General features: G+C 72.1%; 12 protein-coding genes. 5 read left to right on the top strand and 7 right to left on the bottom strand.

Annotated features, from left to right (window positions below; translation table 11 throughout):
- The first annotated feature begins 69 nt into the window (after positions 1-69).
- The 4 genes from ABFX51_RS20855 to ABFX51_RS20840 all read left to right on the top strand — a co-directional run bounded on the left by ABFX51_RS20855 (position 70) and on the right by ABFX51_RS20840 (position 3641).
- Complete coding sequence (locus ABFX51_RS20855; RefSeq protein ID WP_091509575.1) at positions 70-639, top strand: PadR family transcriptional regulator; 570 nt, start codon at positions 70-72, stop codon at positions 637-639.
- 87 nt (positions 640-726) lie between these two features.
- A complete protein-coding gene (locus tag ABFX51_RS20850) occupies positions 727-2100 on the top strand; it encodes a UbiD family decarboxylase (RefSeq protein WP_091509578.1) in 1374 nt (457 codons plus the stop codon).
- 30 nt (positions 2101-2130) lie between these two features.
- Entirely contained in the window at positions 2131-2613 is a 483-nt protein-coding gene (locus ABFX51_RS20845) for a hypothetical protein (protein WP_091509580.1), read from the top strand.
- 104 nt (positions 2614-2717) lie between these two features.
- The gene (locus tag ABFX51_RS20840) at positions 2718-3641 is read left to right on the top strand and encodes an NADP-dependent oxidoreductase (RefSeq protein ID WP_346054653.1); all 924 of its coding nucleotides are present in this window, start codon (positions 2718-2720) and stop codon (positions 3639-3641) included.
- A gap of 13 nt (positions 3642-3654) precedes the next feature.
- Here the strand turns inward: ABFX51_RS20840 and ABFX51_RS20835 are convergent, their stop codons facing one another.
- The 4 genes from ABFX51_RS20835 to ABFX51_RS20820 all read right to left on the bottom strand — a co-directional run bounded on the left by ABFX51_RS20835 (position 3655) and on the right by ABFX51_RS20820 (position 7984).
- Complete coding sequence (locus tag ABFX51_RS20835; RefSeq protein WP_346054652.1) at positions 3655-4908, bottom strand: alpha-hydroxy acid oxidase; 1254 nt, start codon at positions 4906-4908, stop codon at positions 3655-3657.
- On the bottom strand, positions 4905-6305 hold the full coding sequence (locus ABFX51_RS20830) for an MFS transporter (RefSeq protein ID WP_346054651.1): 1401 nt from the start codon (positions 6303-6305) through the stop codon (positions 4905-4907). Before ABFX51_RS20830 ends, ABFX51_RS20835 begins: the two co-directional genes overlap by 4 nt.
- Before the next feature lie 63 nt (positions 6306-6368).
- Positions 6369-7523, bottom strand: coding sequence for a MalY/PatB family protein (locus ABFX51_RS20825; RefSeq protein ID WP_346054650.1), 1155 nt, complete (start codon positions 7521-7523; stop codon positions 6369-6371).
- Complete coding sequence (locus ABFX51_RS20820; protein WP_346054649.1) at positions 7520-7984, bottom strand: mycothiol transferase; 465 nt, start codon at positions 7982-7984, stop codon at positions 7520-7522. The genes ABFX51_RS20825 and ABFX51_RS20820 overlap by 4 nt, the downstream gene beginning before the upstream one ends.
- Positions 7985-8059: 75 nt before the next feature.
- Between ABFX51_RS20820 and ABFX51_RS20815 the strand changes: the two genes are divergently transcribed.
- Positions 8060-8599, top strand: a complete 540-nt coding sequence (locus tag ABFX51_RS20815; protein ID WP_218153501.1) for a CGNR zinc finger domain-containing protein — start codon at positions 8060-8062, stop codon at positions 8597-8599.
- A gap of 7 nt (positions 8600-8606) precedes the next feature.
- Here ABFX51_RS20815 and ABFX51_RS20810 read toward each other — a convergent pair whose 3' ends face one another.
- The 3 genes from ABFX51_RS20810 to ABFX51_RS20800 are packed head-to-tail and all read right to left on the bottom strand — an operon-like array spanning position 8607 to position 13821.
- On the bottom strand, positions 8607-11651 hold the full coding sequence (locus ABFX51_RS20810; RefSeq protein WP_091509593.1) for a helicase HerA domain-containing protein: 3045 nt from the start codon (positions 11649-11651) through the stop codon (positions 8607-8609).
- Positions 11651-12271, bottom strand: coding sequence for a hypothetical protein (locus tag ABFX51_RS20805; RefSeq protein ID WP_091509595.1), 621 nt, complete (start codon positions 12269-12271; stop codon positions 11651-11653). Before ABFX51_RS20805 ends, ABFX51_RS20810 begins: the two co-directional genes overlap by 1 nt.
- Complete coding sequence (locus ABFX51_RS20800) at positions 12268-13821, bottom strand: KGGVGR-motif variant AAA ATPase (RefSeq protein WP_091509596.1); 1554 nt, start codon at positions 13819-13821, stop codon at positions 12268-12270. Before ABFX51_RS20800 ends, ABFX51_RS20805 begins: the two co-directional genes overlap by 4 nt.
- Positions 13822-13824 lie beyond the last annotated feature (3 nt).

Here is a 13824-nt window from a genome sequence, read left to right as displayed (position 1 = left end):
CCGCCAGGCGATAGTACGATGCGTATCGTCTGTTTCAGACTGTCTCGAACGTACGATAGCCTTCGGGGCATGTCAAGCGTGCGTCTCTCGACGACGTCCTACGTCGTGCTCGGCATGATCGCGCTCCGCGGCCCGTCGACGCCGTATGACCTCAAGCGCGCGGTAGGGCGTTCCGTGGGCTACTTCTGGAGCTTCCCGCACGCGCAGCTGTACTCCGAGCCCAAACGGCTGGAGGAGGCCGGGCTGCTCGACCTGCACGAGGAACAGCACGGACGCCGCCGGAAGCTGTACACGATCACCGACAGCGGGCGCGCCGCGCTGCGGGACTGGCTGCGGGAGCCGGTGCACGCGCACTTCGAACTGCGGGACGTCGCGGAGATCAAGCTGTTCTTCAACGAGCTGGCCGAACCCGTCGACGTCGCCCGGCTCGCCGCGGGCCAGATCGAGCAGCACGAGCGGCGCATCGCGGAGTACGAGGAGATGCAGCGCCGCTACGGCGACATCGACGACGTGGCCACCCGCATGGTCACGCTCGAACTCGGGCTCGGCATGGAACGGGCCGCGCTGGACTTCTGGCGCGGCGTCGCGGCACGGGTCGAACGCGGCGAGTTCCCGGTACCGCGGGAAAAGGTCCGGTAACGAACCGCCGCGATAGTCACCGCCTATCGTTGCCATCGCGCTTCGCGCATTGCCGCCGGGCCTCGCCGGGCAGCAGTGTCGGAGGGCATGAAACCCGGTGCGGAACTGCGGAACTGGCTCGACGTGCTTCAGGCGAGCGGTAGGCTCGCGCTCGCCGAACCGGAGGTGGCCCTGGAGTTCGGCCTCGCGGGCGTCGCGAACCGCCTCGACGGCACGCGCGCGACGCTGTTCCCGCGTCCCGGCGGGCACCCGGTGCCGGTCGTGTCGGGGCTGCTGTCCCAGCGGTCCTGGATGGCCGAGGCGGCGGGCGTGCCCGAAGGCGAGCTGGTGGCGCAGTTCCAGCGTGCCTGCCGGGAACCCGTGCCCTGCCGGAGGGTCGAGGACGCGCCGTGCCAGGAGGTCGTGCACCGCGACGTCGACCTGGCGGAGCTCCTGCCGTTGCCGACGCACAACGAACACGACCACGGCGCCTACATCACGGCGGGGCTGCTGATCACGCGGCACCGAGGCAGGCAGAACGTGTCGATCCACCGGTTGCAGGTCAGCGGAGCTGCCCGTCTCGGGGCGCTGCTGCTGCCCCGGCACACCCTCGCGTTCTTCCGGGAGCACGAGGAGTCCGGCGAGGACCTGGCGGTCGCCGTCGTGATCGGCGTGGACCCGCTGACGCTCATGGCTTCGCAGGCGATCGTCCCCTTGGGACAGGACGAGCTGGAGATCTCCGGCGCGCTGCGCGGTGAGCCGCTGCCGGTGGTGCGCTGCCTCGACAGCGACATCCTCGTGCCCGCGCACGCGGAGATCGTCCTGGAGGGCAGGCTGCTGGCCGGGGTGCGCGAGCCCGAGGGTCCGTTCGGGGAATTCCCGCAGTACTACGGGGAACGCGCGGCGCGGCACGTGATCGAGCTGAGTGCGGTGACGCACCGGCGCGAACCGCTCTACCACACGATCGTCGGTGGCGGGCGGGAACACCTGCTGCTGGGGTGCATCCCCCGTGAGGGCTCGTTCCTGTCCGAGCTGCGGCGGACGTTCCCGTGTGTCACCGCGGTGCACCTGCCACTCGGAGGCACCTGCCGCTACCACCTGTACGTGCAGGTGGACCGCCCGGCGCCGGGCGAGGTGAAGAACGTAATCCTCGCGGCGCTGGCCGTGCACTACGACATCAAGCACGTGACCGTCGTGGACACCGACGTCGACCTCCACGACCCGGCCGAGGTCGAATGGGCGGTCGCCACCCGCTTCCAGGCGGACCGCGACTTGGTCGTCGTGCCGGGCACGCAGGGGTCGCGGCTGGACCCGTCGACCGCGGACGGTGTCGGCGCGAAGATGGGCGTCGACGCGACCGTGCCGCACGGGGCGAAACCGGGGCGGTTCACCAGGATCGGCGTGCCGGGGCAAGACGCACTGGACATCGGAGCGCTGACCCGGCATGCTCCCCCCGACTGGCTGGGGGCGGCCCGCCGCTGAGGCTCGCCCGGAACCTGGGGAGGGCACGGCGTGTCCGTTCGGTGGAAGGCGATCCTGTCCGATTTCGCGGAACGCGCGGGCTGGTCGGCGGGGCAGGTGTTCTTCGCGACGCTGCTCGCCGGCGGTACGGCGATCACCGTGGCGAACCTGCCGTGGGGCTACGCCTCGGCGCAGGCGCTCGGCGCGGCGGTGGCGTCGGTGCTGCTGACCACGGTGCAGTACCTGCCGAACCTGCGTGACCCGGCGCGCTGGCACCTGCGCGGCGCCGGGTTGTTCTGGGGCGACCTGGCCGTGCGGCTGGCGAAGACTTTCCTGGCGTCGCTGGCGGGTTCGGTCGCCGCGGCGACGCCGTTCCACCTCGTGCGGTTCGACTGGACGGCGGCGCTCAACGTCGCGGGCCTGGCGGTGCTGACGGCGCTGGCGAAGGGCCTGCTGGCGCGCGGCAGCGGTACGGAGGAACGCACCCCGTCGACCCTCCCGACGGCGACGTACCTGGAGGCCGTCCGCTCCTGACGTTATGACCTGCGTCTCAACGGGTTGCCCCTCACACCGGCGTCAGCGGTGAACATGGCCTCAGCCCCGGAAACACCGGGGCGGCCAGACAGGAGGCAGGAAAAATGGCGCAGGCGTGGGGTTTCCGCGAACACGGCGGACCGGAGGTGCAGGAGTTCTTCGACCGTCCCGATCCCGTCCCCGGTCGCGATGAGGTGCTGATCCGGGTCGAGGTCGCCGGTGTGAACCCGCTCGACCACCTCCTGCGCGCGGGTCTGGTGCCCGGGCTCGACGGCGGGCGTCCGTTCCCCCGCGTGCTGGGCATGGAAGCGGCGGGAACCGTGCTCGCCCTGGGCGAGGACGTGGACGGCCTCGAGGTGGGCGACGCGGTCTTCGGTTTCGCGCTCACCGGTGGCGGCACCTACGCCGAGACGACGGTGCTGTCCGCGCCGAACACCGCGCGCATCCCGGCGGGGCTGTCCCCCACCGTGGCGGCGACGCTGCCGATCGCCGGGACCACCGCGGTGGACGCGCTCGACCAGCTCGGCCTCCCGGCCGGCGCCACGATCCTGGTGAACGGGGTCGGCGGCGGGGTCGGTCTCGCGGTCGCCCGGCTCGCCGCCGCACACGGGCTGCGGGTGGTCGGCACCGGGAGCGCCGCCAAGCGCGAGCACGCCGAGGCCGCCGGAGTGCGGTTCCTCGACTACACCGCCGGTGACGTCGTCGCCGCGGCACGCGAGCTGGTTCCGGACGGCTTCGACGGGATCGTCGACCTGGTCGGCGGCACCGCGTTGCGGACGGTCGCCCCGCTGGCGCGGGATCCCCGCAAAGTCGTCTCCGTGGGTGACATGTCAGTGTCCGAGATCGGCGGCTGTTTCGTCGAGCGCCGCCTTGACCGCGAGAACCTGGAGCGGTCCGCCCGGCTGGCCCTCGACGGGGCCCTCAAGCCCGTGATCACCGCCGTCCACCCGCTCTCCGACGCCCCGGCCGCCCTCGCCACCGTCGAAAACGGCCACGCCGCGGGCAAAGTGGTGATCAAGGTGGCGTGACCGGCCTTCCGGATCACCCGGCGGCACGGCGCACGTGCCGCCCCGAGACCTTCCGCGTCGCGTCGAGGCCGAGCAGCTGCAGCGCCCGCTGGTACTCGCTCCGCAGGATCTCCACGGCTCGCTCGACGCCGCGCTCCCCGCCCGCCATCAGCCCGTAGAGGTAGGCCCGGCCGACCATCGCGGCATCCGCGCCGAGCGCGACGGCCGCGAGGATGTCCTGCCCGCTGCGCACCCCGCCGTCGAGCAGGACCGCCGGGCCGGTGCCGACCGCGTCCCGCACCTCGGGCAGCACCTCCAAAGTGGACGGTGTGCGGTCGAGCTGGCGGCCGCCGTGGTTGGACACCACGACACCGTCGGCCCCCAGCTCGACCACCCGCCGGGCGTCCGAAGGCCGCAGGATCCCCTTGACGAGCAGCTTCCCCGGCCACACGCGCCGCAGCCACTCCAGGTCGTCGTAGCTGAGGCCGGGGTCGAACATCATGGCGGCCACGTCCGCGGACGAACCGGGAAAGCTGCGCAGCGACGCGAACCCGATCGGCGGCGTGGTGAGCTTGTGGAAGCACCAGGCCGGGAACCGCGCCATGTCGAGCACGGTGCGGACGGTCAGGGTGGGCGGGATCGTCAGGCCGTTGCGGACGTCCTTGAGCCGCCTGCCCGCGACCGCGGTGTCGATCGTGAGCAGGAGCGTGGAGAACCCCGCGTCCCGCGCCCGGCGCACGAGCTCGTCGTTGAGCCGCCGCTCGTTCGTGAGGTACAGCTGGAACCAGTGGTCCCCGTCGGGCACGGCGCGGCGCAGTTCTCCGGCGTTCGTCGTGCCCACTGTGGACAGTGAGTACGGCAGCCCCGCGCGGGCGGCTACCCTCGCGACGGCGATCTCGCCCTCGTGGTGCATCATCCGCGTGTAGCCGGTGGGCGAGAACACCAGCGGGAAGGCGATCTCACGTCCGAAAAGGACGGTGGACAGATCCGGGTCCCGCACCGGGTTCAGGCCTTCCGGCACGAACACCGTGTCCTCGAAGGCCGCGATGTTGCGGGCCGCCGTGACCTCGCCGTCCGCCGCCCCGTCCACGTAGTCGAAGACCGCGCGCGGCGTGGTGCGCCTGCCGGCGCGGCGCAGGTCCTCGATGGTGAGCGCCCGCGTGAGCCGCCGCTCGACCGGGCCGAGCCGCACCTTCCGGAACCGCAGCAGCTCCCGCACCTCCGCCGGCCGCGGCAGCCTGCGTGGCGCGACCTCCGGGGTGTCGGGAGCGACGTCGGTCGCGGTCATGGGGCTCCTTCCCGTGCCTGCCGCTCGCTCGCGGTCTCCTGTTCCACGTAGCCGTAGACCTCGGGCAGCACGTAGGTCGCCGCGAGGAAGCCGGTCAGGGACAGCAGCGACACCAGCACGGTCGCCAGCGGCACGCCCAGCGCGTCGAACATGATCGGGAAGAAGAAGATCGACACGAACGACGCGAGCTTGACGAAGATGTAGCCGAACCCGGACGCGGTCGCCCGGTACCGGGACGGCGCGACCATCGAGGCGATCGTCATGCCGTTCGAGGCGTCCCAGTAGTGCCCGAACATCAGGCCCGCCGCCGCGAGCGGTACCAGCGGTTTCCAGTCCACGTGCAGGAACAGCGCGGCGAGCAGCAACGACACGAACGCCATGCCGTAGCCGACGCGGGCCACGCCGCGGTGGCCGATCCGGGGCGTGGCGATGGGCGCGGTGAACCCGCCGATCGTGGCGATGACGTAGATCCCGGCGGTGACGAAGTTCGTCGCCGCGATGCCCGTGACGCCGGTGATGACGAGGATCGTCGGCAGGTAGAACCCGAACGCGGCGAACTCGGCGCCCTGCATGGCGTTCGAGATCCAGGCGAAGACGCTCGCCCGGCGCCGCACGCGGTCCGACCAGATGCTCTTCAGGAAGTCCCGCGTGCGCGGGCGGTCGATGCGGTAGTCCCGGTCGGGCAGCATGTCGAGGTCGTCGTCGAACATCTGCCGCGCCACCCGTTTGGCCTGCGCGAACCGGCCGCGCTGGATCAGCGCGAGCGCCGTGTCCGGCACGTCGAGCCGCAGCGCGAGCAGCACCAGCGCGGGCACCGCGCCGAGGCCGAGCCCGATGCGCCACAGCAGGTGGTGGTCGACCCCGGACAGGTACATGATCGTCACGACGATGATCGCGACGATCTCGCCGATCCCGAACATCGCCTGCCAGCGGTTGCCCATCACCTCGCGCTTGCCCTTGGGCATGCTCTCCATGATGTAGGCGTAGCCGGTGGAGATGTCGCTGCCCAGCGGGAAGCCGAGTAGCAGCCGGATGAGCACCAGCTGCCACATGTTCATCGCGAACGCCTGCGCCACCGCCAGCACGACGAACAGCACCATCGTCGCGAGGAAAACCCGCCGGCGGCCGAGCCGGTCGGCGATCCAGCCGCCGAACACCGCGCCCAGCAGCGCCCCTGCCTGCACGGCGCCGGAGGCCAGCCCCAGCATCGCGGGGCTGGGGTGCAGCTCGTCGCGGATGAACAGCAGCAGGAACGAGATGGCGTAGAGGTCCCACGCCTCGACCAGGATCGTCGAGATCATCAGCCAGCCGGCCTTGCGGCCGTCGCCGGTGCCTTCCCGGTTCAGCACGTGCCGGGCCGCACGGTCGCTCAATGCCCTCAGTTCGGCCTGGTCCACGGTCGGCTCCCTTGCCGGTCAACGCGGTTCGGGAAACAACCTGCCACACAACCGATTCAGTGGTCAACCGTTCACGGCGCCGTCGATCCCCGCCAGGACGCGGAGCAGCAGGGCTTCGCTGGTGGCGAAGTTCAGGCGGGCGAAAGGTTTCGTGACGACGTCGGTGTGCTGCGCGAACTCCGGGCCCGGGCTGAGCCGAACCCCGGCGCGCAGGACCGCTTCGGCGGGATCGGTGAGGCGGGTGCGGGAAAAGTCCAGCCAGGCCAGGTAGGTGGCCTCGGGCGGGACACAGTCCACATCGGACTCCCGGCTCCAGTCCGCGACCAGGTCCCGGTTCCGCGTGAGGCGGTGCATCAGCCGCCGGTGCCAGTCCTCACTTTCCCGCCAGGCGGCGACGGTCGCCACGCGCCCGAGCAGGCTCGGCGTGCCGAAGTAGTCCAGCGGGGCGCGGTCCAGCTCCCGCCGGACGCCCTCGTGGCCGACGTGTGCGACGGCGCAGCGCGTGGCGGCCAGGTTGAAGGCCTTCGTGGCCGAGGTGGCCGTGATCGTGCGCGCCGCGGTGTCGTCGTCGAGGGAGGCGAACGGCACGTGCCGGTGCGGGTCGTAGGTGAGGTCGGCGTGGATCTCGTCCGAGAGCACGACGAGGTCCAGTTCCCTTGCGGCGTCGGCGAAAGCGCGCAGCTCCTCGCGCCGGAACACGCGGCCGGTGGGGTTGTGCGGGTTGACCAGCAGCAACATCGTGCAGCCCTCGTCACGCAGCCGCCGGGCGTCCACGGGGAACTCCCAGCCGCGCTCACCCCGGAGCACCGGCAGCGGCACGGCACGGCGGCCCGCCCGGTGGATGCTCGCGAGGAACGGCGGGTAGTTCGGCACGTGCAGCGCGATCCCGTCGCCGGGCGCGGTGGCGTGTTCGATGACCACCTGCAGGATCTGGATGAGGTCGGTGAACACGCGGGTGCGGCCGGGTTCGGGTGCCCAGCCGTACCGGTCGCGCATGCGCTGTTCGAACGCGGCGACGACGGGATCGCCGCCGGGCCAGTGGGGGTAGCCGAAGTCCTCGCGGTCGACCACCTCGCGCAGCCGGTGGCGCACGGGGCCGGGGATGCCGAAGTCCATGTCCGCGACCCACGCGTTGAGCAGGTCGTCGTCCAGTCCCCACTTGACACCGAAGCCGCTCCGCAGGCGGTCGAGGTCGACGGATTCGAAGGTGTCGCTCATGCGGCCTCCGCCAGGATGACGTCCCGCAGGACCTGCATCTGGCCGTGGTGCTGCGCGAGCTCCTCGAAGACGTGCTGCAGCACGGCGCCCTGCGTGTGCACGCGGCCGGGGCCTTCGAACTCGGCGGGCGGCACGGCGCGTGGTGGCGCGGCCGGGTCGGCTTTCCGCACGTCCTCGGCGAAGGTTGTCTGGATTGCCCGGGTTCGGTCGAGCAGGGGCGCGACGGGACCGCTCGCGGTGAACTCGGCGGCGCGGTCCCGTTCGGCCGGGCGGCCCGCGACGAGGTGGCCCGCCCAGTACTCGATGACGCCGAGGCAGTGCGTGAGCAGGGCGTACGGGCTGTTGGCGCCGGGCACGCCCGGGCGGCGGTTGGCGCGTTCGTCGCCGAGTTCGCGCACGATGCCCGCCATGCCGTCGAGGGCGCGGTCGGCGAAGTACGTGTAGTCGGAGGGGGTGAGCAAGGGGAACTCCTGTCGTCACCAGTTCAACTGGTGACGACAGTTGCAGCCCAGGGCGTCACCTGTCAAGGTGGTGACGTGACGTTCGTGTTCGTCAGCGGCCACGTGGCGCTGGATTTCGCGGGGACGCTGAAGTGGCGCCGCTCCGAGCCGGAGGAAACGCTTTCCGGCCCTCGGGAGCTGGCGCGCTGGTTCGTGGCAGCCGGGGTGCTGACGGAGCCGCCCCCGGTCGCGGCCGGGGACCTTCCCCGGGCGCTGACCCTGCGCGAGGCGATCTACTCGTTGACGACGGCCACCCGGACCGGCGCCCCGTGGCCCGGCGACTCGATCGCGGCTTTGAACGCGGCCGCGGCGGGCGAGGTGCCGGTGCCGGTCCTCGGCGAGGGCGCGGTTTCCCGCACCGGCCCGGCGGCGGCGGGTCTGACGGCCCTCGCCCACGCCGCGATCGACCTGCTCACGGGCCCGGACGCGGAGCTGCTGAAGGAATGCGCGCGAGACGAGTGCACCCGCGTGTTCGTCGACCGCTCCCGCGGCAGGCGCCGAACGTGGTGCGGCATGGACGAATGCGGCAACCGCGTGAAGGCCGCCGCGTACCGCGCGAGGAAACGAACCGCGTGAAGCGCTTTCAGGACAGCGGTTTCCGGGCCCGTTCGAGCACCTCCTCCAGCCGCAACGGACTCGCCGGGTGGTGGCTCAGGCACAGCGGAGTCGCGACCTGCCGGAAGCCGAACGCCTCCCCGGCCACGTAGAACTGGGCACGCTCGAGCCGGGAGATGTCCGCGACCGGGCTGCCCTTGGCGCGAGCCAGCTCGTTCGCCGCGGCGATCTGGGCCGGGCTGTTGAGCCGCCCGAAGAACTGCGTCATCGCGTTGCCCACGACCTGGTTGTGCAGCCCCTTCGGCGCCTGCGTCGCGAACAGCAACCCCAGCCCGTACTTCCGGGCCTGCGACGCGAGCACGATCGTGCTGCGGGTGCTCGCCGTCAGCGTGCCCGACGACGCGAGCGTCTGCGCCTCGTCCATCACGAACAGCGCTCCGAGCGGCCGGTCCCCCGCCGGGTTGCGCTTGACCCACGCGAACAGCTCCATCTGCAGCTGGTTGACGAAGTTCTGCCGCTGCTCCTCGGCGGGCAGCCCGACGAAACTGATCACCGACACCCGCGCCCGCTTGCCCGCCGCCGGGGTCAGCAGGAGGCCGGGGTCCACCGATTCCCCGTTGCCCGCGAAGAGCGGGTCGTTGACCATCGCCGCCTTCAGCGCTTCGGCGAGATCGGCGGCGATGCGCCTGCCGTCGTTGAGCGTGGTGACCCCCTCCGGCAGGTCGGCCAGGACCTCGATCAGCCCGGGCAGGCTTCGGGAGCCCGTGCGCGCGTGGTGCACGACGGCCTGCCGCAGCACGGCCAGCCCGAGGTTCGCCCGCTGGGTGCTGCCGGTGAGCCGGATCTGCGGGGCGAGCGTCGCGACCGCCACCTCCACGGCCGCGTTGAACTCGTCCTCGTCGTCGAGCACACCCGCGAAGTCCGGCAGCGGCCGGAACGTCAGCGGTCTGCCGTTCGCGCGTCCCGGCGTCCACACCACGACGTCGGTGTCCGCGAGGTACTGCTCCGCGAGCCGCGCGTCGTCCGGTGCCCACGCCTCCGGTGGCTCCGGCCACGGGTCGCCGAGGCGGGCGAGGTCGTTGTTGGGGTCCAGCACGATCGCCGACACCCCGCGCAGCGCGCACTCCTCGACGATCCGGCGCAACAACACGGTTTTCCCCGACCCCGACCCGGCGAAAACCGCGGCGTGCTTGCGCAAAGCCGACAGCTCGATCCGCACCGGCTCGCCGGTGCCGACCACCGTGCCGAGCGTGAGCTCCGCCGCCCGTGCCCTTGCGCGCTGCCCGTCCGGCAACGCCTCCGACAGCAGCTCCGACCGCCCCGCCGGCCGCCGGTCGATCAGCCACTCCTGCAAGCCGGCAGGCGCCTCGGTGAACATCCGGTCCAGCGCCCAGAACGTGCGGATGTCCGATTCGGACAGTGCCAGCCGTCGCCCGCCGGCTTCCTCGATCGCCTTGAGTTCCCGTTGCGTCACCTCACCGCGCGCCCACTTCGAGTTGCGCAACAGGATCAGGTGGCGGTTGTCGGCCCCGGCTCGTGCGCCCAGCGCGGCACGGGCCTTGCGCAGCCGGTGCAGCACGGACAGGTGGTGCGGTGCGCCGATCACCCGGAAAGCCCAGTGCTCCTGCAGATCGGCGGCCTCGTCGAGGGTGTGCGTGAGCCACGCGTGCACCTCGGTCCCCTGCCGCGGCTGCGGCTCCCACTGCATGTCGTCGTTGCCGACCTCGGCGATCCACCCGCGCAACGCCGCCGACAGCAGCACGGGCATCACCTCGTCCTCCCGGTGGTGGTCCAGCAGCCGCGAAACCTCGGCGGCCGATCGCAGCTCCCCGAACCGGGCGTCCAGTTCCGCGAACCGGTCCTGCGGTACGGCCGCACGCCGCGGCGGCGGCACGGGCTCGCGCTCGTCGAAACCCGTCAGCTCCCAGACCTGCCCGGCACGCACGCACGCGTCGATGTGCGAGCCGACGCGCTTGAGCAGCTCCCGCGGCGTGTACTGGGGCCACTTCCCCTCGAACGCGGCGGGCGCCACCGGCCACGACGGGTACGGCGGCGCGAACCCCATCGCCCGGTACGCCACGCCCAGCCGTTTCTCCACGAGCGTGCGGCCGAGCGCCGCGTCGGTGATGCGGCCCAGGGTCTGCGCCTCGCGGAACCGGTCGGGCACCGTGTCGGCCGCCCTGCCCTTGATCCGCGCCCACGTGGCGGGCAGGCACGCCAGCACCGTGACGGTCCGCCGGGTCACCTCGCGCAGGCCCATCAGCCCGTCGGCGATCCCGGCCACCAGCAGGTCCTCGTCGGCGCCGCTGTCCGTGGTGCGGCGGGTACTGCGGGCGATGAGGGTGTCGAGCTGGTCGACACCGATCACGAGCGGACCGGTCGCGGCGAGCAGGCGGGTGAGGTCGCGGACCTGCGCCGCCGGGGACTTCGGGTGCGACCGGATCCCCCACTTCCGCCGCTCGCCGCTCTTCGCCTCCTCGAACCGGCCAAGGTAGTCGTCGGCGATCTGGTTCGCGCCCGCGTCCTCGCTGCCGTGCAGCACGAGCGCACGCGCCACGTCCCCGCAGTCGACGGCCAGCTGCCGGTCGACGGCGCGGAGCCCGTCGAGCACCGCGTCCACGTCGCCGGGCCGGAGCTTCCGTCCATTGAGGACGTTGTCGGTGACCCGCTGGTCCACGCGTCCGGCCTGGCAGATCCGCTGCAGGAACGTCTTCGACTGCGGTGCCCCGGAGTCGTCCGGCTGGGACAGTCCCCGGCGCAGCGCCTCAGCCGTGTTCTCCCAGAACGCGTCCTCGGCGGTGAGCTCGTCGAGGAAGAAGTACCCGCCGGCGCGGTGGGCCTGGCGCCGCACGAGGCCGAGCAGGTGCGTCTTGCCGACGCCCTTCTGCCCCTTGAGCACGAGCCCGATCGGGCTGGGCCCGTCGCTGACGGCGGCGGCGCGGATGTCCTTGTCGATCTCGTCGGCGATGTCGTCGTGCAGGCCGTCGACGTGGTAGGGCGAGTCGCGCCAGACCTGGTCCGGCGTGTCGGCCCAGTCGAACCGCAGGGTGGCAAGTGCGGACAACGGTTCCATCACCACTCCTCCAGCGCGAGCAGGTGGTTGTCCTCCCCACCGAGCCGCACCGCCGCCTCGTGGTCCTCGCCGGTCAGCGCCTTGCGGTCGGACTCCGGGATCAGGTGGGCCCGGCCGCTGCGGCTGAGCTCCTGGAGCGCCTCGTCGACCGCCTTGGCCGGGGCGCCGTTCAGCAGCGGCCGCAGTTCGGCCAGCCGCGCCCACTCGCCCGGGGCGGCCGTGAGCTTGCGGTAGGCGGCGCGGATCCGGTGCTCCAGGTCCGCCGGCTGCCCGAACACGTCGACCAGGCGCAACCCGGACTGCCCCAGGTACTCGGCGAACCCGGCGAGCATCGCGTAGAGCGCGGGGACGAGGGTGCTGCGCGGGTGGGGTGGCGGAGGCGTGCGAGCCCCCAGTTCCTCGCCACACCACGCCCAGCCCCGCTCCGTCAGCTCGTGCGTGAACGGCCGGTTGCCTTCCCGGCGGCTGTCGACCAGCTTCAGGTCGTTCAGCCGCACGCGGTCCTGGCCGTCGAGGGTGAACCCCACCGCCTCCTTCAGCTCGGTGTTGGAGACCGCTTTCGCGAGCACCATCAGCGTGAACATCGCCGCGGTCTGCTTGTGGTTGAGCCGTTCCGTCATCCGGGTTCCCCTTCCTCCGTGGCGCGCAGCGCCCGCTCGATCGCCGCCCGCGTGCTCGCGGGGGCGGGCACTCCCCGTCCCGTGCGCTTGACGACCAGCGCGAGGTCGCCGATGAGCTCCCGTGCCTGTTCCTGGTCCGCGTCGCCCAGCGCCCGCACGATCTCGTCCACCAGCTCCCACAGCAGCGGCCGCAGGGTCGCGCGGGAGGCGCGCCGCAGGACGGCGCTCGCGTCGTCCTCGCCCGAGCCGTCGAGCTGGCCCGCGATCTCGCGTGCCAGCTCGGCCGGGCCGCCCGTGCCCAGCCGGAGGTAACGCAGGTTGCCGAAGGATCCGGGCAGGTCACGGGCGTCCGCGTCGCCGGCGAGCACGGGCAGCACCCGCCGGTCCTGACCGAGCGTGCGGTGCAGGAACAGCTCGGCCTCCGTGGCCTGCCAGCGGTTGACCTTCCCGTCGACCAGCAGGCAGAGGTGCCGGGCGTCGTCCTCGCCACGCTGCAGCAACGACCGGTCGCCGGACAGCGAAAGCTGGGCCCTCGCGCCGAACGCCGTCAGCTCCGCGACCAGTTCCTGTGCGACGCCCAGCAACGAACGCGGGGTGCTCACGCGGAGTTCGTGGGGGAACTCGCGCCTGCTGGCTCTGACCGAGGCCACGTAGGCGTCCCGGTTCTCGGTCAGCAGGTCCGCGCGGTCGAAGTGGGAGGCGATGACCGCCGCCACCGTCTCCAGCGCGAAGCTCACCTGGTCCGGCGCCGGTTCCGGCTCGGTGCGCACCGGCAACTGCTCGCCGAAGGTCCAGAACGAGACGTAGGGCAGGGTGAGGTACCGCGCCATCTGGTCCGGCGTGACGTCGCCGTGCAGCCAGTTGTGGTACAGCCCCTTGGTCTCCTCCAGGCAGATGCGCCGCCACTCCTCCGCCCTGGCGTACTCCTCGCGGCTGTCGAACCGGGACAACACGGGCAGGACCGGCAGCTGGGGGCGGTCGTAGGGCAGCCGGTCGCGTGCCGCGTTCGCCCGCTCCGCGATCTCCACCGCGCCCCGCACGCTCTGCAGGTTGGCGGTGAACAACACCACGAGCCGGTCCGGCAGGTGGGCCGTGCAGATGCCGCCGATGTCGGAGACGCCGGTGCGGCTGTCGAGGAGGACGTAGTCGTACTCCTCGGTCCAGCGTGCGCGGCACTGTTCGAGGTACTCGCCGAACCCGTCCTCGTACAGCCCCGCCCAGTCGATCCGTTGCACGCGGCCGACGTAGTCCGGGTCGGCTCGGCCCGCGGCGATGAGGTCGAGCGTGCCCTCACCGGTCAGGCGCGTCCGGTGCGCACCCGGATCCGGCCGCCCGGACACGAAGTCGTCGACGAGGTCCACCACGCCGCTCGCTGGGTCCGCGGCCAGCAAGGGGCGGAAGTAGTCCGCCAGCCCTGGTGCCTCCAGGTCCCAGTCCACGCACAGCACCCGGTTCCCCCAGCGCGCCAGCAGGACCGCGATGTTGGCGAGCGTGAAGCTGCGGCCGACGCCGCCCTTGTAGGAGTAGAACGTGATCACGGTTCCCGGCATGGT

Origin of the sequence: Amycolatopsis dongchuanensis (assembly GCF_039542405.1) — a bacterium.
Lineage (GTDB): Bacteria > Actinomycetota > Actinomycetes > Mycobacteriales > Pseudonocardiaceae > Amycolatopsis_E > Amycolatopsis_E sacchari.
This window is presented reverse-complemented; position numbering and strand designations above follow the sequence as displayed.

What these genes read in the sequence shown, in the direction of transcription:
- ABFX51_RS20850 (WP_091509578.1), top strand. Translation starts at nt 727, where the DNA reads ATGAAACCCGGTGCGGAACTGCGGAACTGGCTCGACGTGCTTCAGGCG.
- ABFX51_RS20810 (WP_091509593.1), bottom strand. Translation starts at nt 11,651, where the DNA reads ATGGAACCGTTGTCCGCACTTGCCACCCTGCGGTTCGACTGGGCCGAC.
- ABFX51_RS20805 (WP_091509595.1), bottom strand. Translation starts at nt 12,271, where the DNA reads ATGACGGAACGGCTCAACCACAAGCAGACCGCGGCGATGTTCACGCTG.
- ABFX51_RS20835 (WP_346054652.1), bottom strand. Translation starts at nt 4,908, where the DNA reads ATGACCGCGACCGACGTCGCTCCCGACACCCCGGAGGTCGCGCCACGC.
- ABFX51_RS20800 (WP_091509596.1), bottom strand. Translation starts at nt 13,821, where the DNA reads ATGCCGGGAACCGTGATCACGTTCTACTCCTACAAGGGCGGCGTCGGC.
- ABFX51_RS20840 (WP_346054653.1), top strand. Translation starts at nt 2,718, where the DNA reads ATGGCGCAGGCGTGGGGTTTCCGCGAACACGGCGGACCGGAGGTGCAG.
- ABFX51_RS20825 (WP_346054650.1), bottom strand. Translation starts at nt 7,523, where the DNA reads ATGAGCGACACCTTCGAATCCGTCGACCTCGACCGCCTGCGGAGCGGC.
- ABFX51_RS20855 (WP_091509575.1), top strand. Translation starts at nt 70, where the DNA reads ATGTCAAGCGTGCGTCTCTCGACGACGTCCTACGTCGTGCTCGGCATG.